18 protein-coding genes are annotated in these 24,386 nt (G+C 67.8%); 8 read left to right on the forward strand and 10 right to left on the reverse strand.

Annotated elements, in window-relative coordinates; translation table 11 throughout:
- The coding region (gene treP, locus PHA29_RS05690; RefSeq protein ID WP_270848583.1) for a PTS system trehalose-specific EIIBC component at nt 1–1,817 on the reverse strand (1,817 nt) is incomplete at its 3' end.
- A 332-nt stretch (nt 1,818–2,149) separates the two neighbouring features.
- Between treP and PHA29_RS05695 the strand changes: the two genes are divergently transcribed.
- Both PHA29_RS05695 and PHA29_RS05700 read left to right on the forward strand, forming a co-directional pair.
- Nucleotides 2,150–2,872 carry a UTRA domain-containing protein gene (locus PHA29_RS05695; RefSeq protein ID WP_270848584.1) on the forward strand — a complete coding sequence of 241 codons (723 nt, stop codon included), beginning with the start codon at nt 2,150–2,152 and terminating at the stop codon, nt 2,870–2,872.
- A 60-nt stretch (nt 2,873–2,932) separates the two neighbouring features.
- Entirely contained in the window at nt 2,933–3,382 is a 450-nt protein-coding gene (locus PHA29_RS05700; protein ID WP_270848586.1) for a GNAT family N-acetyltransferase, read from the forward strand.
- A 97-nt stretch (nt 3,383–3,479) separates the two neighbouring features.
- On the opposite strand, the gene PHA29_RS05705 is transcribed toward PHA29_RS05700, so the two are convergent.
- The 6 genes from PHA29_RS05705 to PHA29_RS05730 form a co-directional block, all read right to left on the reverse strand.
- Entirely contained in the window at nt 3,480–4,121 is a 642-nt protein-coding gene (locus PHA29_RS05705; protein WP_270848587.1) for a class I SAM-dependent methyltransferase, read from the reverse strand.
- A gap of 78 nt (nt 4,122–4,199) precedes the next feature.
- Complete coding sequence (locus PHA29_RS05710) at nt 4,200–4,784, reverse strand: TetR/AcrR family transcriptional regulator (RefSeq protein ID WP_270848589.1); 585 nt, start codon at nt 4,782–4,784, stop codon at nt 4,200–4,202.
- Between the two features lie 374 nt (nt 4,785–5,158).
- A complete protein-coding gene (locus PHA29_RS05715; RefSeq protein WP_270848590.1) occupies nt 5,159–5,539 on the reverse strand; it encodes a YbaN family protein in 381 nt (126 codons plus the stop codon).
- Complete coding sequence (locus tag PHA29_RS05720) at nt 5,536–5,877, reverse strand: nitrous oxide-stimulated promoter family protein (protein ID WP_270848592.1); 342 nt, start codon at nt 5,875–5,877, stop codon at nt 5,536–5,538. The genes PHA29_RS05715 and PHA29_RS05720 overlap by 4 nt, the downstream gene beginning before the upstream one ends.
- Before the next feature lie 50 nt (nt 5,878–5,927).
- Nucleotides 5,928–7,592 (reverse strand): thiol reductant ABC exporter subunit CydC, encoded by a 1,665-nt coding sequence (gene cydC / locus PHA29_RS05725; RefSeq protein ID WP_270848594.1) that lies wholly within the window; start codon nt 7,590–7,592, stop codon nt 5,928–5,930.
- On the reverse strand, nt 7,589–9,349 hold the full coding sequence (locus PHA29_RS05730) for an ABC transporter ATP-binding protein/permease (protein WP_270848596.1): 1,761 nt from the start codon (nt 9,347–9,349) through the stop codon (nt 7,589–7,591). The genes cydC and PHA29_RS05730 overlap by 4 nt, the downstream gene beginning before the upstream one ends.
- 629 nt (nt 9,350–9,978) lie before the next feature.
- Between PHA29_RS05730 and PHA29_RS05735 the strand changes: the two genes are divergently transcribed.
- The 3 genes from PHA29_RS05735 (at nt 9,979) to PHA29_RS05745 (ending at nt 12,946) form a co-directional block, all read left to right on the forward strand.
- Nucleotides 9,979–11,205 (forward strand): chloride channel protein, encoded by a 1,227-nt coding sequence (locus tag PHA29_RS05735; protein ID WP_270848597.1) that lies wholly within the window; start codon nt 9,979–9,981, stop codon nt 11,203–11,205.
- 543 nt (nt 11,206–11,748) lie between these two features.
- Nucleotides 11,749–12,129, forward strand: coding sequence for a VOC family protein (locus tag PHA29_RS05740; protein ID WP_270848598.1), 381 nt, complete (start codon nt 11,749–11,751; stop codon nt 12,127–12,129).
- Nucleotides 12,130–12,244: 115 nt separating this feature from the next.
- Complete coding sequence (locus tag PHA29_RS05745; protein ID WP_270848600.1) at nt 12,245–12,946, forward strand: hypothetical protein; 702 nt, start codon at nt 12,245–12,247, stop codon at nt 12,944–12,946.
- Nucleotides 12,947–13,174: 228 nt separating this feature from the next.
- Here PHA29_RS05745 and aspS read toward each other — a convergent pair whose 3' ends face one another.
- A complete protein-coding gene (gene aspS, locus PHA29_RS05750; RefSeq protein WP_270848612.1) occupies nt 13,175–14,929 on the reverse strand; it encodes an aspartate--tRNA ligase in 1,755 nt (584 codons plus the stop codon).
- Nucleotides 14,930–15,580: 651 nt separating this feature from the next.
- Between aspS and PHA29_RS05755 the strand changes: the two genes are divergently transcribed.
- From PHA29_RS05755 to PHA29_RS05765, 3 genes are all read left to right on the forward strand, one after another.
- Complete coding sequence (locus tag PHA29_RS05755; RefSeq protein WP_270403855.1) at nt 15,581–16,426, forward strand: ABC transporter substrate-binding protein; 846 nt, start codon at nt 15,581–15,583, stop codon at nt 16,424–16,426.
- Nucleotides 16,427–16,525: 99 nt separating this feature from the next.
- Nucleotides 16,526–17,842, forward strand: a complete 1,317-nt coding sequence (locus PHA29_RS05760) for an amino acid ABC transporter permease (protein WP_270848601.1) — start codon at nt 16,526–16,528, stop codon at nt 17,840–17,842.
- On the forward strand, nt 17,835–18,626 hold the full coding sequence (locus PHA29_RS05765) for an amino acid ABC transporter ATP-binding protein (protein WP_408612028.1): 792 nt from the start codon (nt 17,835–17,837) through the stop codon (nt 18,624–18,626). The genes PHA29_RS05760 and PHA29_RS05765 overlap by 8 nt, the downstream gene beginning before the upstream one ends.
- A 475-nt stretch (nt 18,627–19,101) precedes the next feature.
- Here PHA29_RS05765 and PHA29_RS05770 read toward each other — a convergent pair whose 3' ends face one another.
- Nucleotides 19,102–21,894, reverse strand: coding sequence for a phosphoenolpyruvate carboxylase (locus tag PHA29_RS05770; RefSeq protein WP_408612029.1), 2,793 nt, complete (start codon nt 21,892–21,894; stop codon nt 19,102–19,104).
- Nucleotides 21,895–22,207: 313 nt separating this feature from the next.
- Nucleotides 22,208–24,334 carry a C69 family dipeptidase gene (locus PHA29_RS05775; protein WP_270848602.1) on the reverse strand — a complete coding sequence of 709 codons (2,127 nt, stop codon included), beginning with the start codon at nt 24,332–24,334 and terminating at the stop codon, nt 22,208–22,210.
- Nucleotides 24,335–24,386 lie beyond the last annotated feature (52 nt).

The raw sequence follows: 24,386 nt of genomic DNA on the forward strand, positions 1-24,386 counted from the left end.
TCGCCGCCCATGTCCACGGTGTCGATGCCCACGTGGATCAGCAGCTCGACGCCGTTGTCCAGGGTGAGGCCCACGGCGTGGTTGGAGGCGGGCATGGTCACCGTCACCGTGCAGTCGGCGGGGGCCACGACGGTGTCGCCGGAGGGCTCGATGCACACGCCGTCGCCCATGACCTTGCTCGCGAACATCGGGTCGGGCATCTGGTCGATGGGCATGACGCGGCCGGCGAGCGGCGCGGTCAGGACCCACTCGACGGGCTCGGCGGCCGCGGCCGCGGGCTCGGAGTCAGCCGCGGGCTCGGACTCGGCGGGAGCCGCCGGGGCGGGCGCCGGCTTGGCGGCCGCGGGGGCCGCGGCGACGATGCCGCGCTCCTCGGGGGCGAGCATCCTCATGCCGACGAACAGGGTGAGCGCGAAGGGGACCGCGACGGCAATGAGCATGCACAGCGCGAAGATGCCCCAGTAGTCGAACATGATGGACAGGATGCCCGGAAGACCGCCCACGCCGATGGAGAGCGCCTTCACGCCGAAGCCCGTGCAGACCATGGCGGCGCAGGCCGAGCCGATCATGCCGCAGATGAGCGGGAACTTGTACTTGAGGTTCACGCCGAACAGCGCGGGCTCGGTGACGCCCAGGTAGCAGGAGATGCACGCGGGGATGTTCACCTGCTGGGCGCGCTCGTTCCTCTTCTGCAGCACCGTCATGGCGAGCACGGCGGAGCCCTGCGCGATGTTGGACAGCGCAATCATGGGCCACAGCGTGGTGTACTCGTAGATGCTCACCATCTGGGAGTCGATGGCGTTGGTCATGTGGTGCAGGCCCGTCATGACGAGCGGGGCGTAGAGCAGGCCGAACACCGCCGCGAAGAGCACGCGCACGTCGGAGGCCAGACCCCAGCTCACGGCGTTGGCGATGGCGTCGCCGATGGCCCAGCCGATGGGGCCCACCACCAGATGGGCGATGAACACGGCGGGCACGAGCGACATGAAGGGGACCACGATCATGCGCACCACGTCGGGCGTGACCTTGGTGAAGAACTTCTCGAGCCCCACCAGCACGAAGGCGGCCATGAGCGCGGCGATGACCTGGCCCTGGTACCCGGTGCCCACGAAGGAGTAGAAGCCGAAGTCGTAGGTGTGCGCGGCGATGTCCTCGGCGCTGGCGCCGGCGACCGAGAAGCCGTTGAGCAGCTGCGGGCTCACGAGCGTGAGGCCCAGGATGATGCCGAGGATGGGCGTGGTGCCCATCTTGCGCGTGACCGACCAGCAGATGCCGACGGGCAGCATGTGGAACACGGCCTCGCCGATGACCCAAAGGAAGTTGTACATGCCCATCCAGAACGTCGAGATGTCGGCGATGGAGAGGGTGCCGCGCTCCAGGTCGAAGGCGCCCGCGTCGTTGAAGAAGTTGACCACGCCGATGATGTTGCGGAAGCCGAGGATCAGACCGCCGCAGATCAGGGCCGGGATGAGCGGGGCGAAGATCTCGCCCAGGACCCCCATGGCGCGCTGGAGCGGGTTCTGGTTGGCGCCCGCGGCGGCCTTCGCCGCCTCCTTGGAGACGCCCTCGATGCCCGAGACCGCCGTGAACTCCTGATAGAAGTCCGCGACGTCGTTTCCGATGATGACCTGGAACTGCCCGGCCTGCGTGAACGTGCCCTTGACGGAGGGCAGGTCCTCGATCGCCGCGACGTCGGCGCGGGCCTCGTCCACCAGTACGAAGCGCATGCGCGTCATGCAATGGGTGATCGCGGAGATGTTCCCCTTCCCACCCACGAGTTCGAGGAGCCTCCCGGCGTCCTCCGTGTACTTCGCCATGTGTTAACCCCTTTCTTCCACACGAGCGAATGCCCTGACGGCTGACGTAACTTATTTGAATAAGTACAGGCACAGTGTACGCCTCGCCGGGGGTTACTTATTTGAATAAGTTGACGATGCCGCGAACGGTCGGTTCGGCGGGGCGAGCGGCATCAGGGGATATCGCCTACGGGAGCCAGACGGCACCAGGGGATGGGCGCGCCCCGGCGGTCCGTCGGCGCGCGGGCCGGCGGCTCCCGCGCCCCGGCGGATCCCCCCCTTGCGGGCCGGCACTCATCTGAATAAGCTGTTCGATAGAGCCGACGCTGCGCGGCACGACGGAAGGGGACCCCGTGAAGGCACGATACGACGCCATCTACCGCGATATCCGCGACACCATCGAGGACGGGACCTACCCGTTCCAGGCCTTCCTGCCCTCGGAGGCTGAGCTCACGCGGTATTACGCCTGCTCGCACAACACGCTGCGCCGCGCGCTCGGGCTCCTGCGCGAGCAGGGGTACGTCCAGCCGGTCCACGGCAAGGGGGTCCGCGTGGTGTACCGCCGGCACGACCGGGAGACCTTCTCCATCGGGCAGATCGAATCGTTCCGCGAGGCGGGCGCCCGCGCGCATTTCCGCGCCGAGACCGAGGTGGTCGCCGTCAGGCAGACCGTCGCCTCCGCGGAGACGGAGCTGCGGCACGGCTTCGCCGAGGGGACCCCGCTCACCTACGTCGAGCGCGTGCGCCGGATCAACGGCGAGGCGCTCATCCGCGACCGGAGCCTGTTCCTCACCTCATCGGTCCCCGGCATCACCGAGGACGTCGCCCGCGCGTCCATCTACGAGTACATGGAGCGCGAGCTGGGCGTGACCATCGCCATGAGCAAGCGCACCATCACCGGCGAGCGCGCCGACGAGCGGGACCGAGCCCTGCTCGACCTCGACGGGGTCGACTACCTCGCCGTGGTGGACAACCTCACCTTCGATGCGCAGGGCATCCTCATCGAGTGCACCCAGTCGCGCCACCGCCTCGACCACTTCTGCTTCCGCGACACCGCCGTCCGGCAGAAGGTCTGAGCGGGGCGCATCGCGACCGTCGCGCTTGGCGCCGGATCCCGGAGGCGCTACCATGGCGCCATGGACATCAGACGCGTAGCCGAACACCGCAAACGGGACCATCTCCCCCTCCTCCTGCTCGCCGACGAGCAGGAGGACATGGTCGAGCGCTATCTCACGCGCGGCACCATGTTCGCCCTCGATATGGACGGCGCGACGGCCGGCGTCTGCGTGGTGACCGACGAGGGGGACCGCGTGCTCGAGATCAAGAACCTCGCCGTCGACCCCGCGTACCAGCGCCGGGGCCTCGGCCGGGCGCTCATCGAGTTCGTCGCGGACCGAGCGAGGGGCCGCTACGACGCGCTGCAGGTCGGCACCGGGGACAGCCCGCTCACGGTACCCTTCTACGAGGCGTGCGGCTTCGTCCGGCACCACCGCGTCGAGAACTTCTTCCCCGACAACTACGACCACCCCATCGTGGAGGCGGGCGTCCTGCTCAAAGACATGGTCTACCTGTGGCGCGAGCTGTAGGCGCGCAGGACGCGCCGCACTCCGGGCACGAGGCGCCGACGCGCCCGCGCTCCGCCCGGCGTCCGACATGGGTGCGCGCCCGGCACGAGGGGCGGCCTCAGGCGCTCTTACGGGCGACGACGAGGCATGCCGTCGAGCCGATGCGCCGCCATGCGACGGAATCGAACCAGCGTCCCAGAATCGCGCGCAGCTCCGCCTCGGAGTAGATGCGCACATCGCCCTCGCGGGAGTGCGGCAGCCATACGTTCATGATGGCCCGTGCGGGACCGGGCTGCCAGGCATCGCCGATGACGAAGCTGCCGCCCGGGGCGAGGACGCGCCACGCCTGGAACGCCGCGCGTTCGGGGTCCGGGTAGTGGTGGAAGGAGTCGTTGCACCACGCGGCATCGAAGGACGAGTCCGGGAAGATCAGGCGCTCGGCATCGCACACGGCGACCCGGGCGCGCCCGGCGAGCCGCGCGCGGGCGGCCTCCACCATGTTGGGCGAGAGGTCCACGCAGGACAGGCGGGCGTCGGGCACGCTCTCGATCACGCGCTCCGCCAGCGCGCCCGTACCGCAGCCGAGGTCGAGCAGGCGCGGTCCCTCGATGCCTGCGACGGATGCGGTCACCGCCTCGACGACGTGGGGGTACAGCATGCGCGCATGGGACCCTTCCGTCCCGACGTCGAACGTCGCCGCCTGCGCGTCGAACGCCTGACGCGAGCGGGCGCGGTACCGATCGGCTTCCGTCTTGTCCATATCCGGTTCCTTTCTGTTAAACATTGTTCAATACTTTCGGCCGAATACGGCCCCGGCGGGGGCGCCGGGGCGGGATCCCTAATCTTGATGCGGGGAGCGGAATGCAGCGATGAGCGCGCCGAGGTAGCGCCGGGCGGCGGACATGGCCGCCGCATCCGGCATGCCCGGACCCGAGGCGAGGCCGATGCAGCCGTAGACCATCATGCCCGCGAGCGCGCCGGCATCGGCGGCGGCCATGCCCCTCGCTGCGGCATCGCGCTCGAGCGCGGCGGCCAGATGGGGCCTGACCTCCTCGCACAGGGCGAGCGAGAGGCGGTCGTGAAGCGCGCCGGCTCCCCCGCCGTGGAAGGCCCCGGCATGGGGGAAGTCGTGCGTTCCGGCCAGCTCGACGGCACGGTCGACGGCCTCGTCGAGCGTGAGCGAGCGGTCCTCGAGAAGGGCTATGAATCCGTCGGCGCAGCGGCGGGCGTAGGCGCGCACCGCCTCGTCGAACAGCTTCTCCTTGGAGTCGAAGTAGTGGTAGGCCAGCGCCGGCGCCACGCCCGCCGCACGCGCGACGGCGCGGACGGAGACGTTGTCATAGCCTTCCTCGTCAAAGAGCCGCATCGCGCAGGCGAGCAGCTCGCTGCGACGCTCCTCGGGGTCTTTCACCGTCCTGGCCATGCGCGCCACCTCCTTGCACTGGAGAATACCGTATCATTGAACATTGGTCAATGATAGAAGGCGCCTGTCACCTCGTGATCGATAGAGGGAGGGGGTGGTCAAAAACGAACGAAACGTAAGGATGCATAGAGCGAACGTCCTGCGAGGCGTCTGCAGACAGGAGGGCTCGCCCGCCCATCCTGCGATGTTGCGCCTTCCTATCAGTACCTGTTCCCGTTATATAGGTAACCGGCCTTGAGCTGATTCGCATTTCCGCCCGAAAATGACCACCCCCTCTCGCCGCTTGCGCGGAGGAGGCGATTCCTATACATCGACGCGTCGAAGTCTGCAGGTAGATGAGATACGCGTATGCATTCTCCTGATGCGACGGCGACCTAGGCGGCGGTCCTGCGGGTCTTCACGCCGAAGCAGAAGTAGAGGATGTGGAAGACCCACACGCACAGCAGGACGGCCTGCCCCGCGCGCACCTCGTGCATCATGACGAAGCCGATGGACATGAGGACGGTGACGGTCACCATGATGCGGTTCTTCGTCGCCCAGTCCATGCCCTTCCCGGCCACGTAGCTCTCGAGGTTCCTCTTGTAGAGCGAGGTGCCCGTGAACCAGGCGTGCAGGCGCTCCGAGCTCTTGGCGAAGCAGAGCGCCGCGAGCATGAGGAAGGGGAACGCGGGCAGCAGCGGCACCACCGCCCCCACGGCGCCCAGCGCGAGCCCCATGCACCCCAGTGTCATCAGCAGGGCCTTCTTGACGTTCATCGTGCCTCCTCGCGTTCCAGCCGGCGCCTCTCGGCCCGGGCCTCGTATACGTGGCGCAGCGCCGCCACGGGATGGCGGAAGATCATCCGCGGACCGGCGAAGCGCATGACCGCGCGGATCCTCTCGCGCATCGCGGGCGCGTAGCAGTGCACCCGGCAGTTTGAGCAGAAGGTCTTCTCCTCCATGAACGGGCACCGCTCGCTGCGCTCCCGCGCGTACGCGGCGAGCTCGGCGCACTCCGGGCACAACTCGTCGCCGCGCGTCCCGTGCTCGGCGTGGCACCACAGCGCGATCATCTCGCCGACCATGCGCTTCTCGCGCTCCCGCTTGGCGCGCACGCACCGCCGGTGGGAAAATAGTGACAGGCACCTTTTTCCCGCGCGCCCCATCAGCTCGCCCTCCCGTCCTCGACCGAGACCACCGTGTCGGCGATGCGCATCGTCGACGCCCGGTGCGACACCAGAAGCACGGTCCTGCCGGCGCGCTCGCGCGCGAGCGCGCGCAGGACGACCGCCTCGTTCAGGCTGTCGAGGTTGCTCGTCGGCTCGTCGAGCAGCAGGAAGGGCGCGTCGTGCAGGAAGGCCCGCGCGAGCCCGATGCGCTGGCGCTCGCCTCCCGACAGCGCGTCCCCGAGCTCGCCCACCGGCGTGTCGTAGCCCTGGGGCAGCGTGCGGATGAACTCGTGCACCGAGGCCTTGCGGCACGCCTCCTCGATCTCGGCATCCGTCGCGTCGGGCTTGGCGATCCGCAGGTTCTCCCTGATGCTGTCCCGGAACAGGTGGGTGTCCTGGGTAACGTAGGCCTCGAGGGAGCGCAGGTCGGCGGTGTCGATATCGGACACGTCCCGGCCCGAGACCTCCACCGCGCCCGCGTCGGGCTCCCAGAACCGCATGAAGAGCTTGAGCAGCGTGGACTTGCCGCTTCCGCTGCGGCCCGTGATGCCGACGATCGACCCCTCGGGCGCGTCGAGGGAGATGCTGCGCAGGACCGGCTCGCCATCGTAGGAGAAGACCACCTCCCGCGCCGCGGCCCCCTCGAAGCCCACCGGCTCGCGGCCGGAGACGTCCTCCACCTTGGGGCTCTCGTCCAGGATGTCGAGGACGCGGTTCCCCGCCGCGAAGGTCGACTGCAGCGTGCTGCCCAGATTCGCCAGCGCGATGACCGGGCCGAACGAGCCCATGAGCGCCACGGTGGGCACGAGCACGCCCGCGAGCGCCGCCTGACCGCTCGCCGCCTGCCCCCAGGCGACCCACGCGGACAGCAGGAGCATGCCCACGTCGAGGACGAGGACGACCGCGCCCGAGACGGCGGCGTCGAGCGCCGCGACGCGCTTCAGGCGCCCCTCGTCCGCGGCGAGGGCGTCCGTCCGCGCGCGCAGCTCCGCGAGGCGCCCCTCGCCGCACCCGTACTGCTGGATCTCGTCGAGGCCGCGCAGGCTGTCGAGGACGAACCCCGCGAGCTCGCCCGACCGCGTGCGGAAGCGCAGGCCGCCGTCCCCGCTCGCGCGCGAGGCCGGCCAGGGCAGCGCGATCCCCACCGTCGCGTACGCGAGCGCCGCGTAGGCTCCGAGCGGCGCGCCGAACGAGCCGATGAACGCGATGAGGACGGCGCAGAACGCCAGCGCGATGAGCGCCGGAGAGATGGTGTGCGCGTAGAACACCTCGAGCAGCTCGATGTCGGAGGTGATGACGGAGATCAGCTCGCCCTTGCCGCGCCCCTCGAGCTTGGCCGGAGCCAGACGCCGCAGCGCGCGGAAGACGCGGTCGCGGATGAGCGCGAGGAGCTTGAAGGCGATGAAGTGGTTGCACGCCTGCTCGCCGTAGCGCAGCGCGCCGCGCGCCACCGCGCAGGCGGCCATCGCGGCGACGACGCCGGCGAGCGGCAGCGAGGCCTCGCCCACCACCGAGAGCGCCCCGTACGCCCCGAGCACGGTGAGCGCGGTGGCGCACAGGTGCCCCGCGAGCCCCATCGCGACGGCCAGGGCCATGTAGCCCGCGAGCGGGCGCACGAGCCCCACGAGCCGCGCCATCACGGCGAATCCGCCTCTCCTCATCCGATCGCCTCCTCGGCATCGAGCTCCTCGAGTTCCCGCTGCGCCCGCCACAGCCCGGCGTAGACCCCTGCGCGCCCGACGAGCTCGGCGTGGGTCCCCGTCTCCGCGACCGCGCCGTCGGCGAGCACCGCGATCCGGTCGGCGCCCGCCACGCTCGCAAGGCGGTGCGAGATGACGACCACGGTCCGGTCGGCGCGCCGGCGCGCCAGGTCCTCGATGGCCGCCATGATGGCGTCCTCGCTCTCCACGTCCACGTTCGACGCCGCCTCGTCGAAGATGTAGACGCGCGTGTCGTGCAGAAGCGCCCGGGCGAGCGCGAGGCGCTGGCGCTGGCCGCCGGACAGGTTCGCCGCCTGCTCGGTGAGCCGGGTCTCGAGCCCCTGCTCGGTGCGCAGGAAGCCGGCGAGACGCGTCGCCTCGAGCGCCTCCCACAGCTCGCCGTCCGTGGCGTCCGGCTTGGCGGCGAGGAGGTTCTCGCGCACCGTGCCGCGGAACAGGCAGCTTTGATGGCCCACGTAGGTCACGTGCCGCATGAGGTCGGCCGGGTCGATGTCCGCAAGCCCCGCGCCGCCCACGGAGACGGAGCCCGCGTACCCCCGGTTCCTGCCCATGAGCACGGAGGCGAGCGTCGACTTGCCGCATCCGCTCTCGCCCACGACCGCCGTGAACGAGCCCTCGGGGATCTCGAGGCTCACGTCGGACAGGGCGGTCCGGGAGGCGCCGTCCTCGCCGCGGTAGGCGTAGCCGAGCCCCTCGATGCGGATGCCCGAGCGCTCCGGGAAGGGCAGCGTGCCCGCGGCGGGCTCCTCGGCATCGAGCAGGCGGAAGATCTTCTCGCTCGCCGCCATGCCGTTCATGGCGATGTGGAAGAACGACCCGAGCTGGCGCATGGGGAGGAAGTAGTCGGCCGCGAGCAGCATGATCATGAGGCATCCGACGAGGTCGACCGCCCCCGCCCGGAACTGGAAGAGGCCCACGGCGATGCCCGCCGCCGCGCCGCCGTAGGCGACGGCATCCATGACGGCGATGGAGTTGAGCTGCATGACGAGCACGCGCATGGTGATGCGGCGGAACTCCTCGGCCCGCTCGTTCATCTCGCGCTGCCTCATCCCGTCGGCCCCGTAGACCTTGAGGGTCGTGAGCCCCTGCAGGTTCTCGAGGAAGGTGTCGCCGAGCGCCGTGTAGCTCGCCCAGTACCTGGAGAGCAGGCGCTTTGCCCAGGTCTGGACGGCGGCGATGGCGGCGGGGATGAGCGGCACGCAGACGAGCAGCACCGCTGCGGCGAGGGGGCTCACCGGCGCGAGCACGGCGAAGAGCGTGAGGGGCGCGAGCAGGGCGTAGAAGAGCTGCGGGAGGTAGGAGCCGAAGTAGGTCTCGAGCTGGTCGACGCCCTCGACGGAGACCTGCACGACCTCCGAGGTGAGCGCGTGCTCGCGGTACGAGGGACCGAGCCGCAGGAGCTTCTCGTAGATGACGGGGCGCAGCCGCCGCTTCACCGCGCAGGATGAGAGGAACCCCGCCCACGACGCGCCGGCCGTGCAGAGCGCGCGCACGGCGACGACGACGAGGGCGACGGCCGCGGTGGCGACGAGGTCGCCGGCCGCCGCCGTCTGCCCGAAGATGCGGCCGAGCAGGCGGCAGACGGCTGTGACCAGGCAGATGTTCGCCACGAGGGCGATCCACCGGAACCCGACGCCCAGGGCGGTGTAGCGCCTGCTCTCGGGCACCAGCCCCACGAGCCGCCTGTCGATCATCATGCCTTCCCGCCTCCCCGTCCGCCGGCCGGATGCCCTCCGGCCGGATACCCCGGTCCGGACTCCATCCGGCAGAGGCCCTCTGGCCGGATACCTCGGCCTCGTCGCGTCATACAGTTAGGCATAGTAAACTATTTGGTTGAGAGTTAGAAGATGTTAACTATTTTGTCAGAAGCGGGCGGCGCGTGCGGGAAGAGCGAGAGGGGGCCGGGGTGCAGCCGAGTGTTCCCAGGGCGCGGCCGACTGTCCCCGGGTCGCGGCTGGCCGTCCCCGGGGCGAGGCCGGGCGTTCCCAGGGCGCCTGCGGAAACGCTGTCATCTGCCCCGGAGGCACGACATCGTGCCCCGGGAACGCCGCCGTCTGCCCCGGGAAGCGGGAAACGGACCGTCTGGGAGAGAATCGAACGTTTCCCGGGATGCGACGGACTGTTCGCGGGGCATAGCCGGGCGTTCCCGGGGTGCAGCCGGGTGTTTCCGGGCACGACGGACTGCCCCGGGGTACGGCACGCTGCCCACGGCGTGGCGCGGACCACCCTCTACGTCGCCACTTGTCGCCACGACGGGCCGCATCCGGGACACCGCGCGGCGCGTTTGGGGTATCCTTCGGTCGGCACCGAGAGACGGAGGGGACCTATGGAACGCACGGACGCCGCGGCGCGCATTCGGACGGCCTACGGGCAGATGCTGCTGCTCGCCCTGCTCGGCATCCCCATCGGCATCGCGGTGGGCGCCGTCTGCGCGCTCTTCGGACGGGTGCTGCTCGCCATCACCGCGTTCCGTGAGGCGCACCCCTGGCAGCTCATCCCCTTCCTCGCCGTCGCGGGCATCGCCGTCGCCGCGGCGTACCGGCGCTTCGGCCGCGGGACCGAGCGCGGCATGGGCCTCGTGTTCGCGGTCGCCCATGAGGACGGCGGAGAGGACGAGATCCCGCTGCGCCTGGTCCCCCTCATCATGGTCGGGACCTGGCTGACGCACCTGTTCGGCGGGAGCGCCGGCCGCGAAGGGGTCGCCGTGCAGATCGGCGCCGCCATCGCGCACCGCGCGGGAAGGCTCGTCCCGATCGAGCACGCGGGGCGCGTATTCGTGGTGGCGGGCATGGCCGCCGGGTTCGCCGGGCTGTTCCGGACGCCGCTGGCGGCCTGCGCCTTCGCCCTCGAGGTGCTCGTCGCGGGCAGGCTGGAGTACCGTGCCCTCGCCACAGCCCTTACGGCGTCGCTTTCCGCGGCCATGACCTCCGGCGCCCTCGGCTTGGAGAAGTTCGAGGTGCCCGTCGACGCCGCGCTCGCGCTCGACGCCCCCGCGCTCCTCCGCCTCGCCGCCGCCGGGCTCGTCTTCGGCGTCGTCGGCGGCGGCTTCGCCTGGCTGCTCGCCTGGGGTAAGCGGCAGGCGGGGCGCATCGTCAACCCGCTCGCACGCATCGGCGTCATCGGCGTCGCGCTGTCGGTCGCGCTGCTCGCGCTCGGCGCCGGACGCTATGCGGGCCTGGGAACGAATCTCATCTCCCTGGCCTTCGGGGAACCCGGCGCGGTCGCTTGCTGGGACTGGGCGCTCAAGTTCCTGCTCACCGTGGCCACCCTTTCAGCCGGGTTCCAAGGGGGCGAGGTCACGCCGCTGTTCTCGATCGGCGCGACGCTCGGCGTGGCGCTCTGCGGTGTCTTGGAGCTTCCCGCCGAGCTCATGGCGGCCCTCGGGTACGCCGCCGTCTTCGGCAGCGCGACCAACACCCTGCTCGCCCCGATCCTCATCGGCGGCGAGGTCTTCGGCTTCGCCAACCTGCCGGCGTTCTTCGTGGTCTGCGCCGTCGCGTACCTCGTCAACCTCGACCGCTCGATCTATTCCGGCCAGCGCCTCGCCCGGTAGGACCGGCGCTGCAGCGCGCGGGACGCCGCGCACCTCCGGCCGCCCGTCGCCGGTCGCCGCCGGCCGCCCGCCGAGCGCCATACACCGTCGTCTGCCGGCCGCCCGCCGTTCGCCATCGTCTGCCGGCCGCCCGTTTCCCGCACCTATCGACACCGCCCTCTGCAAGCCACCCGCGGCACGCCGCATCCACCGGCCGCCCGCCATACGTCACAGCGAGATAAACGCGTGCATAGACACCATTGTTTCAGCTAGACACCGCGCACGCGAAACAATCGCGTGCATGGGCACCATTGTCTCGCCCCGGGCCGCCATGCGAGACAAACGCGTGCACGCACGCCATCGTCTCGCTGGGGGGCTTTGATCCGCGAAACAATCGTGTACACGCATGCCTTCATCTCACACCGCGAATCTCCGGCCAGCGCCTCGCCCGGCAGGGCCGGCGCGGCGGCACACGACCGGAACCCGGCGAAACGCCTCATTGGAAGCACGTCCCGTCCTGATGGGCTATACTTGTACGAACATGTTTCTGTCCTTGGAGGGCCCATGCGCATCGAACACGTCGCCCTGTACGTCCGCGACCTCGAGGCGGCGCGCCGCTTCTTCGAGACCTACCTCGGGGGAACCGCGGGCGCGCCGTACCGCAATGAGACGACCGGCTTCCGATCCTACTTCCTCTCGTTCGACGACGGCGCGCGCCTCGAGATCATGACGCGCCCCGAGCTCGCCGAGGGAGGCGGGCAGCCCTGCCGCGGGTACGCCCATGTCGCGTTCTCGGTGGGCGGCAAACAGGCTGTCGACGAGCTCACCGAGCGGCTGCGCGCCGACGGGTACGAGGTCGTGAGCGGACCGCGGACCACCGGCGACGGCTATTACGAGAGCTGCGTCGCCACCGTCGAGGGCGCGCTGGTCGAGATCACCGCGTAGCCGCGAGCTACCGGGGGAACCGTCCGCCGAAAGCTCCCTTAAGCTTCGGTTAAGGTTCCTTCACGGAACCCCCTCCCACCTAGAATGGGGACGTCACCGCATGAAGGAGGCCCCCATGACCCGTCCTCGCACCCGCATCCGTCTCCGCATCGTCGCCGCCTGCGCGGCGGCGCTCACCCTGACGGCACCGCTTTCCGGATGCCTCGTGACCGACAACGGCACCGATGTCGGCGACCTGCGCGACGGGTCCGCCCAGCAGGCGCTCGACGACGCGGCGAACGCCGTGGACGATGCGCGCCAGGATGTCGGCGACGCGTTCGACCGGGTACAGGAGGAGGTCGGCGGCTCGTTCGGCGAGGTGGGGGACGACCTCACGTCTATGTTCGAGAAGCTCGAGGGGTCGCTGGGCTCCCTCTCCCAGGCGCCGGAGATCCTGGACGAGGCGTTCGGCAGCCGCACGGCGCTCTCCGCGGCCGAACGCGTCGTGATCGAGGACGCGCACGGGGGCGGGACGCTGGCCGAGTACTCCGGATCCGAGCAGCTCGCGCAGGTCGCGGATACGTTCGCGGCGTTCTCGTACGACAGCTGGAAGATCGTGCCCACCAACCCCGGGGACCCCGAGTTCACGCTGCGCCTCTGGCAGCGCGAGACCCGGAAAGCCAGCCAGAGCGCAGAGGACCTGCAGGTCTACGAGGCGCTCGCCATCACCTGCTACCGCAATTCGAACGTGGTCGAGCTCAGCGTGCCCCCGGTCGGCCTCACGATGGACCTCGAGCTCACCGACGCGGACATCGCCGCGCTGCGCGCCCTCGCCTGACGGCGTCGCCGGAAGGACCCCGCCGACCGGGCAACCGTACGGAGGCGGAACGGGACGGGGCTCACGCTCCAGCCGGCGGGCGCCCGGATACAGGGGCGGGCCCACCCCCTCGCCGGCAGGCATCCGGATACGGAAGCGGCCCCTGCGCGCCAGGCGCAAGGGCCGCTTCAGCATGGCGACGCGGTTCGTCTCGACCCCGTCCCCAAACGTTCCGAAGACGCCGGGAGCCTACATCAGACGCAGGCCGACCTCCTTGAGCTGGGCCATGGAGACCTCGCTCGGCGCCGCGGACATGAGGTCGGAGCCGGAGCTCGTCTTGGGGAACGCCATGACGTCGCGGATGGAGTCCGCGCCGGCGAGCAGCATGCACACGCGGTCGAGACCGAGCGCGAAGCCGCCCATCGGGGGCGCGCCGAACTCGAGCGCGTCCATGAGGAAGCCGAACTGCGCGCGGGCGCGCTCCTCGGTGAAGCCCATGAACTCGAGCATCTTGAGCTGCAGCGCGGAATCGTGGATGCGCATGCCGCCGCCGCCCGCCTCGAAGCCGTCCATGACGAAGTCGTAGGTGCAGCTGCCCATGGCGAGCGGGTCGGTCTCCAGCAGGTCGAGCTCGTCGACGTGCGGCAGGGTGAACGGCTGGTGCTCGGCCTCGTAGCGCTTGGCCTCGTCATCCCAGTGGAACAGCGGGAAGTCCACGACCCACAGGAAGTCGTGGCCCTCGCGCGGCACGTCGAGGGCGTCGGCCATGTGGCAGCGCATGCCGCCCAGGATCTCGTCGGAGGCCAGGCGCGGGCCGGCGGCGAACATCACCAGGTCGCCCGGCTCGACGTCGCAGCGGCGGCGCAGCTCGGCCATCTCCTCGTCGGAGAAGAACTTGACGATGGGGCTGTTGATGGAGCCGTCCTCGCGGAACGCGATCCACGCCAGGCCCTTGGCGCCGAAGGTCTCGGCCACCTTGGCGAGCTTGTCGATCTGGGCGCGCGGCCAGGCGCCGGCGCCCTTGGCGTTGATCGCCTTGACGACCTCGCCCTCGGTGTTGGCGGCGCTCGAGAAGACCTTGAACTTGGACCCCGCGAACACGTCGGTGAGGTCGACGAGCGTCATGCCGTAGCGGGTATCGGGCTTGTCGGTGCCGTAGGTGTCCACGGCGTCCCAGTAGGATAGGCGGCGCAGCGGCGTGGGCATCTCGACCCCCACCTGGGCGAACGCGGCGGACAGCACGTCCTCGAGCGCGCCCATCACGTCGTCCTGCTCGACGAAGCTCATCTCGATGTCCACCTGCGTGAACTCGGGCTGGCGGTCGGCGCGCAGGTCCTCGTCGCGGAAGCACTTGGCGACCTGGTAGTAGCGCTCGACGCCGCCCACCATGAGCAGCTGCTTCAGCAGCTGCGGGGACTGCGGCAGGGCGTAGAAGCTGCCCGGCTGCAGGCGGGAGGGGACGATGAAATCGCGCGCGCCCTCGGGCGTGGACTTGAACAGCGCCGGGGTCTCGACCTCCATGAAGGCGCGGTCGTGCAGCGCGGTGCGGATGGCGAAGGTGAAGTCGGAGCGCAGCTTCATGTTGGCCATCATCTCGGGACGGCGCAGGTCGAGGTAGCGGTAGCGCAGGCGCGTGTCCTCGGAGGTCTCGATACCGTCCTCGATCTGGAACGGCGGGGTCTTGGAGCGCCCGAGCACCTCGACCCGGTCGGTCAGGACCTCGATCTCGCCGGTCGGCAGCTTGGGGTTCACGGTGTCGGCGTCGCGGGCGATGACGGTGCCGTGCACGAGGATCGGCCACTCCGGGCGCATGGTCTCGGCGGTGTGGAACGCCTCGCCGGCCGCGTGCTCGGGGTCGAAGGTGCACTGCGTGATGCCCTCGCGGTCGCGCAGGTCGCAGAAGATCAGCCCGCCGTGGTCGCGGCGGCGGCTGACCCAACCGGTGAGCGTGACCTCCTCGCCGATGTGCTCGGCGCGCAGCTCACCGCAGGTGCGGGTATGCATGGAATGAATGTCGGCGGGGTTTTGCGTGTGGTCGTGTGCCACGGAAATCCTCCTTTTTGATCTGTGTCGCCCCGTGCCGGTACGGGCGACGTCGTACAGATTCCCGAGCGTGCGTAGACAGCGCATCACGGGTTTTGCCGCAATACCCCTATAGGGAGCGCGGCTGCATTAGCATACCGGAAATGCCGTGCGGCGCCACGAAAAAGCACGGGTTCTTGCGACTCTTAACAAAGGGGAAGCATTGCCCCGCGCCGGCAGCGACACGCGGCGCAGGCGGGTCTCTCCTTCCCCCGAGACTGCATACAGGTATGCGCAGACGAAGACCCGCATTATTTCTGGCAACAAAACCATAGATAATCAAGAATGAATCACCCCGCGTGCGGACGCGGACGCGGGCGCGGGTGCGCCAAACCGTGCACATGCGTAAGCTCTGACCTGCAAGTTTCGCCGTGCATCCCGTCAAAAGAACACCCCGGACGACGCTCCCGGCAAAACGAACATCTATCAAAAACTGAATCATATCCGCCCATTATCGTATTGGAATGTATATTTCTATTCTGTTGCATGCATATTTACGCTTGCACATGCACATCAGCAAGTATTAGGATGTGCCACATTCGCAACGAAGCACCCTGTGGAAGGAGCTCTTTTATGAATATCACCCGTAGGCAGTTCGTCCCCCTGGCGGCCGGTGCCGCCGCTGCCATGTTCGGCCTTGCTGGTTGCGGCAGCGAGCCCGCGACCACGGGCAGCGCCCCCGCCGATAACGCCGGCTCCGCCGAGGCCACGTCCGACGGCGAGCTCACCCTGCTGACCGCCGGCACGCTCACGTTTGCCACCTCGCCCGACTACCCGCCGTTCGAGAACCTCGTCGACGGTGAGTACGTCGGCCTCGACATGGATCTTGGCCGCGCGATCGCCGACTACCTCGGCCTCGAGTGCGAGTACACCAACATCGACTTCGACGGCATCGTCCCGGCGATCGTCGCGGGCGGCCAGGCCGACGCCGGCCTGTCGGGCATCTCCATCACCCCGGAGCGCGAGGACCAGGTCGATTTCTCCGAGCCCTACTATATCGACAACCAGGCCGTCGCCGTCATGAGCGACAACACCGCCATCACCGAGGACAACGCCACCGAGGCCTTGAACTCCGAGAACGTGACCATCGCCGTCCAGAGCGGCTCCACCGGCGCCGACCACGCCGCCGAGTTCTTCCCCAACGCCGAGCAGCTGCCGTTCCCTAACTTCACCGACGCCTTCGCCGCCGTCCAGGCCGGCCAGGCCGACGCGGTGTGCGGCAACAGCGCCGTCGTCGAGCAGATGCTCGCCGGCGCCTACTCGGACGAGCACGTCGTCTACTCCTCCGCCACCGGCGAGGAGTACGCCATCGCGGTCTCCAAGGACAACCCCGACCTGCTCGCCGCCATCAACGAAGCGATCGCGGCGCTCCAGGAGGACGGCACCATCGATGAGCTTATCGCTGCCAACATGGGCTAAGCATCTCGCCGAACCCGTCTCATAACCGACTGTACGCATTCGCGACCCCTCCGCTCGCTGGAGGGGCCGCGATTCCCGTTTGAAAAGCGAGGCAAAACCGTGGACACTCCGCGACTATCCCTCCATCGCCTGTTGAGCGCGCTTACGGCGTGCCTGCTCGTCTGCATCTGCGCGCTGGCCATCGCCACGCCGGCATCCGCTATGGAGGCGGTGCGCTGCACCGGCCGTCCCAACTCCGAGGACGATCCCACCGTCATCATGGGCGCCACGCAGTCGCGCATCACCTTCGAGGCGTCCATCGCCGAGGGCGAGGGCGTGACGCAGCTCACCCTGCACATCCCCGACGGGACCGAGTTCAACACCGAGGATTTGGCGGTCACGCTGCTCACCGGGGACGACCTCATGACGCGCAACGAGGTCGCCTACACCGAGACGGTCGACGGCCAGAACCTCACGCTCGCCTTCGACGAGCCGATCGTGCAGGCGGGCCACTTAAACGTCATCGTCTACGACGTGTACTTCCCCACTGCCGGCGGCGACATGCAGGTCGAGGCCACCTACTCCACCGCGGACGACACGAAGGACGCCGCCATCGCCGACATCCCCGTCATCCCGGTCCAGGGCATCTCGACCACCGAGGCGATCTCGCAATGGCTTGAGGGGCAGGCATGGGTCCAGGCGTGGAACTCCAACCGCTTCCTGCGCCTGTTCTTTGACCCAACGCTGCTCGTGACGAGCTTCCCGGTGGTTCTGTCGGGCTTCTTCATGTCCATCGCGATCGTCGCCGTGTCGTTCCCGCTCGCCATCCCCTTCGCGCTCGTCTTGGCGTTCATGCGCCTCTCCAAGTTCCCGGTGTGGCGCGGCATCGCCACGGTCTACGTGAACCTCGTGCGCGGAACGCCGCTGTTCCTGCAGATCTATGTCGCGTTTTTCGGTCTGCCTATGGCGGGCATCAACATTCCCAACTTCCCGCTCGGCGTCATCGTCATGATGCTCAACTCGAGCGCCTACATGTGCGAGATCTTCCGCGCGGGCATCCTGTCCATCAACAAGGGCCAGTCCGAGGCGGCGCGCTCGCTGGGCATGAACCGCCTGCAGACGATGCTCTATGTTGTGCTCCCGCAGATGTTCCGCATCGTGATCCCCAACCTCACCAACGAGTTCATCACACTGTACAAGGACACGTCGCTGCTCGCCGCGGTGGGCATCATGGAGCTCGTCATGTACGCGCGCACCATCGTGGCGTCCACCGGCTCCATCACCCCCTACATCGTGGCTGCCGTGTTCTACCTCGTGATCACCCTGCCGCTCTCCCGCGTCACCCGCTATCTGGAGGAGCGCACGCGCCGCGGCCACGCGCACAAGCGCAAGAGCGCCTCGGAATCCGAACCGACCAAGGAGGCGCAGCATGCCTGATATGGAAAACGCGGTCGCGGCGATCGCTGGCGCCAAGCCGTCCGATAGCGATCCCATCATTCGCATCGTCGACCTGCATAAGAGCTTTGGCGACGTCGATGTCCTACGCGGCATCTCGCTCGACATTCGCCGCGGCGAGGTGGTTGTCGTGCTCGGCCCGTCCGGATCGGGCAAGTCGACCATGCTGTGCTGCCTGAACCGCCTCGAGGAGCCCACGAGCGGCCAGATCATCTTCGAGGGCGAGGACATCACCGCGCCCAAGGTGAATGTCAACAAGGTGCGCGAGCGCATGGGCATGGTGTTCCAGCAGTTCAACCTGTTCCCGCACCTCGACGCCCTGCACAACGTCATGCTCGCCCAGACCAAGGTGCTCAACCGCTCCGACGACGAGGCAAAGCGCATCGCGGCCGAGCAGCTCGCGCGCGTGGGCCTTGCCGAACGCGCCGATTACTATCCCGATGAGCTGTCCGGTGGCCAGCAGCAGCGCGTCGCCATCGCGCGCGCCCTGGCCATGGACCCGCATGTCATGCTGTTCGACGAGGCGACGAGCGCGCTCGACCCCGAGCTGGTGCGCGGCGTCCTCGACGTCATGCGCGAGCTCGCGCGCGGCGGCATGACCATGGTCGTGGTCACGCACGAGATGGGTTTCGCGCGCGACGTGGCGGACCGCGTCATCTTCATGGACGGCGGCGTCATCGTGGAACAGGGCACGCCCGACGAGGTGTTCAACCACCCCAAGAGCGAGCGCACCCGCGCCTTTTTGGGCGAGGTTTCGCTCAAGTAGCCACGATTCCCGCGACTCCGAATGCACCGAGGGCCGGGCGGCGGATAGGCCGTCCGGCCCTCGTGTTATGTCGGGACGCAAGGGCAGGCGGCGGGAAAGACGCGGCAAGATGTGCTCCGCTCGCGCAAGAGGTGCGCCTCACGGCCCCCGGGCGCGTGCGCGCCCCCATTCGATGCGCCGCTCATGCATGAAATACACCCTGCGCGGCATCTTGGACTTCTGGACTCAAAACTACATGCATAGCCCTAGGGCGCGATTTTTAGGTGCCCCTTCGTACATGAGGAAATACCCACCGATAAAGCCCCAGTTGAGTCCTGCGGCTTTATCAGCGGGTATTTCCCTAGCTACAAGATGGCACCGAAAAACTGCGCCCCAGAAAATACTATTCGCCTGGCAGCATTTTCTCGAGCGAATTATGATTCATGGGCACCCCAAACGACCGACGACAATATGCACGTCCGCTTCAAGTCACTCATCAGCCGGTGTTCTGAAGGCCGGCGGAAACACCCGTGACGGTCGCAAGGATCAGGCTCAGGTACTTGGCGCGCGCCTCCTCGGACAGCCCATCGCCCTCGTCGCGCACGATGCGCAGGGCGCGCACCTGCGCGAGCGACAGCACGTCCACGTACGGATCGCGCACGCGCACGGCGCGGCCGAGCACGCGCCGGTGCTCGAGCGGCCATTCGTCACCCACGATGGCAAGCACCCAGCGGCGCGTGAGCTGCATCTCGTCATACACCGCATGCGCCAGGTCGGAACGGTCGCCCAGCGCCAGGTACATCTTGGCGATACGCGTATCGGTCTTGGCGATGGACATCTCCACGTTGTCGATGAACGTCGAGAACAGCGGCCACTCGCGATAGGCGCTTCGCAGCGTTTCCACGTCGCCAAACGCCTCACAGGCGCTGCCCAGGCCGTACCATGCAGCCAGGTTGATGCGCGCCTGGCTCCAGCTGAACACCCAGGGAATGGTACGCAGATCGTCAAGTGACTGCGCGCCGAGGCCGCGCTTTGCCGGACGCGAGCCGATGGGCAGAAGGCCCACTTCGGCCAGAGGCGTCACCACCGAGAACCACGGGGCAAAGTCGGGCGTGCCCAGCAGCGCAAGGTAGCGCTCGTGCGACACGCGGTCGAGCTCGCGCGCCATGTCAAGGTAGCGCTCGGTCATCTCGGTGTTGGCCCGCTCCACCGACGGCGCGGAATTGAGCAGCGTCGCCGCCGCAACGTTCTCCACGTGGCGCTGGGCGAGCACCGGATTGCCGTAGCGCGCGAAGATGACCTCGCCTTGCTCGGTCACCTTGAAGAAGCAACGCACCGAGCCCGCCGGCTGGGCGAGCACCGCACGGTTGGCCGGTCCGCCGCCGCGACCTACCGCACCGCCGCGGCCGTGCATGAGCACGAGGTCGATATCGTGCTTCTCCGCCCATGCGGCAATGCGCTTCTGCGCAAAGTGCAGGGCGAGCGTGGCGGTCGTGGGGCCGGCGTCCTTGGCCGAATCCGAGTAGCCGAGCATGACCTCCATCCTGCGCCCCGTCTGCGCCAGGCGGGCCTGGACCGCCGGCAGCTCGAGCATGTCATCGAGCACATCGACACAGTGCTCGAGGTCCTCCAGCTGCTCAAACAGCGGGATGACATCGAGTGCCGGCACGTCCGACGCGTGCGCGAACGCCAGGTTCGCGAGCTCGTAGACGTCGGCCACGTTCTGCGCGGACTTGGTAAACGAGATGATGTAGCGGTGCGCCATCTTGGGCGCATAGCGCTTCTGGATTGAGCTGATCGCGCGGAAGGTGTCGAGCACCTCGCGCGTCATGGGCGCCAGGTCGCCGTGGATACCGTGCTCGCGGATGTCCGCAAGCGCGCGGGTGTGCACGAGCGAATGCTGGCGAAACTCCATCTCGACCATATGGAAGCCGAAGGACTCGACCTGCCAGATCAGCGTCTGGACCGGCCCGTACGCCGCGCGCTCGGCACCCGCCGCCGCAAGCGAGCGCTGCACGACGCGCAGGTCGTCCAGCAACTCGTCAGCCGAGGCGTACAGCACGTCCGCGTCGCGCGCGACCGTTCCGTCCAAGCGGTCCGCCATGACAAGCATGACGGCGCGGTGCGGCTCGGACTCCGATATGTCCTTCGCGCGGCTCGTGATGATCTCGCTCATCTCGACCTGATGGTTCCAGAGATTGAGCAGCTCGTCGGACGGTTTGGCGTACCCCGCCTCGAGCGTGAGGTTGCGCCCGACGCGCCGGCACTTGTCCGCGAGCTTGGCGACCATGTGCTTGTAGAACTTCGCGGCAACCTGACGGCTCACCTTGGCGGTAACGTTGGGGTTGCCGTCGCGATCCGACCCAATCCAGCTTCCCGGATGGAAAAACGCCGGGCATACCGGCGGCACGACGCCCGCGCCCTCGCCGAGCACCCAGTCGTCAAAGCGACGGTAGATGCGCGGCACGGTGTCGAACAGCGTATGGTCGAAGATGTCGATGATCGTGTCGGCTTCCTCGACGGGCGTCGGCTTTTTGATGGCCACCGGCGAGGTGCGCACGAGAGCATCGATCTCCTGCAGCATATGGCGCTCGTTCTCCACGAGGTCCGACCCGCCGAGTCGCGGGCGCTCGGCAAGCAGCTTGCCGATACGGCGAATCTTGCCCTCCACGGCGCGGCGGCGCGCCTCGGTGGGATGCGCGGTAAACACCGGATGGAACTCGAGCTTGCCCAGCAGCTGCGTCGCACGGTCAACGCCGACCTCGTCGATCAGCTGTTTGAAGGCGACCGTCAGCTCGTTGGACGGGTCCACGTCCGATTCGATGGACACCAGGCGCTCTCGGTCGTGCAGCGTCTCGACACGGTAGTTTTCCTCGCACAGGTTGGCAAGGTGAAAAAACGACGTGAACGCGCGCACGAGCGTCTCGAGCGTCTGGATGGGAAGCTCGTCGACCAGCTCCACGGCGGCGCGAAAGGCGCTGTTGCTGCTGTCGGTGGCGTAGGGCACGCCCTGCTCGTCAACCCGCTCGTTTGCCGCAGCGGTGCCCGGATTGCCCTCGTTGGCGTGGATAGCATGGCGCAGCAGCACGTCAAACAGATCGCAGACCGCGGGATCGTACTCCTTCAGCACACGGCGCTCGAGGCGCAAGATCAGCGCGAGGTTCGCCCGCAGGCTTTCCGGGATCTCGATCTCGGCGAGCGGGCCTGCGGTCATCGCCGTTGCCGTCGCCTCAAGCTCTGCCTTCAGGGATGCACGATCGGTCGATGACTGCTCGCTTTCTTCCGACATCCGCATACCTCCCCCTCCTCCTGCAAAAGAAGAAACCACCCACCGATGATTCCTGCCTTCTGAAAGAAAGAACACGATAAGAACACTTGGTCAGTATACGGAAGTCGGACGCGCCGACAACGAGTTTCACAGAGTCCACGCTTTAGCAGACTAAATTGAATTGGAGCGACCGCATCCCTCTTATCTGCAACCCTGGCTCCACTTAGGGATGCGACACCAACTCCCGCCAAAAACGACCGCACCCGAAACAATCGGATGCGGTCGCACATCACACGGAAGAACGGCACCGTTCAGGCGCGATCCTTATAGCCGGTTAGTTCATACGACGGCGCATGATCCAGACGCCGGCACCCAGGCAAGCGGCGCTTGCCGTCGCAACGGCCGCCACGGCAGCAAACGAGCTGTCGCCGGTCTTCGGCAGATCGCCGGTCGGCTTCTTGGTGCCAGTCGGCTTCTTGGTGTCGTCGGGACGCTGCGTGGGCTTGTCGGTCGGATCGTCCGTCGGATCATCGGAAGGATCGGTGCTCGGGTCGGAGGGGTCCGTACCCGGGTCGGTCGCCGGCTCCTCGATCGTGATGATCGCGGGGTCCGAAAGAGTCGTCAGGCCCGCCGCATTGGTGACCTCAACGACATACGTCTTGGCGCCGACCGTATCGGTGTCGACGGCGAGCTGAGGGCTCGTCGCGCCATCGATCGCGGTAAAGGAGGACAGGTCGTCAACGGACTCGATAGCGCCATCGGCGACGTACCACTGATACGTCAGGGCATCGGAGTCATAGGCCGCCTCGGCGGTGACGGTGAGGTCGTCTGCGGTTGCTCCCTGCTCATACGTCGCGGAAGCGGGCTGGGCGGTGATCGTCGGCGCGGACAGCGCGTCGGCATACACGAACGGCTCGACCATGGCGTCGGCATCGGCGTCGTAGTCGCTCGGGACGAAGGGCTCGGTCGTGTCGCCGGCAGCAACGTAGTCGCGGATCTCGTCGAGCAGTGTATCGGCCTTCGCATACAGCTGCTCGGTCACAGCCTGGAACGCCTCGTTGGCCAGCGCGGTACGCTGGTCACCTGCGGGCAGCTGCTGCATCGCGGCATCGATCTGCTCCTGCTGATCGATGATGGACTCCTGCAGGACGTCCAGGTAGGCGCGCACGCCCTCCGCAACGGTGCCGCGGTTGGCGTCGGACAGCGTGTTGATGTCCATGAAGACGAAATTGAGCACGGTGCCGTCGTAGTCGGTCATACCGTCGGTTTCGGTGTGGGACACGTCGAGCGTCTTGGAATCCGGATAGTAGGCGCTATCGACCTTGGTGAGCAGGGCACCGTACACCGGCAGGAACACGTTGAACTCCGCCGGGGAGGTGGCGATCCATTCGATCGTGGCGATATCGGAGGAGAGGCCCTCGCGAATCTGGAACATATGCGTCTCGGTGGTGCGCTGGCTGCCGATGGCCGTGACGCCGGAGATGTTCGCGTTCACCGCGGGGCTGTCCGACTGCTCGCCGCGCGCGGCATACGAGCGCAGCGCCGTCATCAAGCTGATCGGCTCGGCAGAATCGCCGGGCTTGAACATGAGCTGCGGGTCGGCAATGCTCTTGACCCTGTCGTCTGCAACCGTATAGTCGGTGCCTTCGGCCATGTCCACGCCGAAGTACAGGCGGCCCTGCACGTAGCGCGGATTCGCCGTGCCGGACTCGCCGTAGCTCTTGGCCACGTTCATCGTGCCGTCGTCGTAGGTCGTGCAGGTGCCGGCCTCCCGGGCGACCTCGACCAGGCGCTCCGAGTGCAGGCACACGGACTCGTCGTCAAGGTCGACCTTGAACTGCAGGCTACCCATGTTGGGATTGCTGGAAAGCACGTCGTCCGGCATAACGATGGCGCACCACTGCGTACCGGAGAGCTGCATGAACACCCAGGTCTCGGCGCTGTCGGCGATGATGATCTGGTTCGCATGGTCCGAGCCGTACCTGTCGACAATCGAACCCAGCAGCTCGACGCCGTCGCGTGCGGACTCGGCCTGACCGAGCACCACGTCGGCGATGTTGAACTCGCCGATGCCCTCGCCACTGTACGGATCGACCACAAGAACAGCGTCGTTGGTATAGGTTGTTTCCGTTGAGGAGAGGGACACGCCGTTTTCGTTTGTGCCCGCCTCGGAATACGGAGCGGGGGTTCCGGTACCGTCCCACTCAGCCGTAGCGTCGCGCACATAGGTGTAGCGATAGGTCGTGCCCTCGAAGGTGTAGTTGAAAGCCGACTCCTCGGAGATATACGTCGGATTCGTCATGGGCTCCTGAACACCGAAGCACTTCGCATAGCGCGTGCCGAAATCCTCGGAACGGCCGACGTGGGTGTCACCTGTCGCCGTCAGGTCGCTGCCCATGTAGATCTGGGTGCAGGCGAGTGCGTCAAGAGGCATCGCCGTCAGCAGTGCTGCAGCGAGCATCCCCCCCCCCTGCTACCTTTTGCAACAATCGCCGTACTCTCACATGCGCTCC

Source organism: Candidatus Collinsella stercoripullorum, assembly GCF_027669965.1.
Lineage (GTDB): Bacteria > Actinomycetota > Coriobacteriia > Coriobacteriales > Coriobacteriaceae > Collinsella > Collinsella stercoripullorum.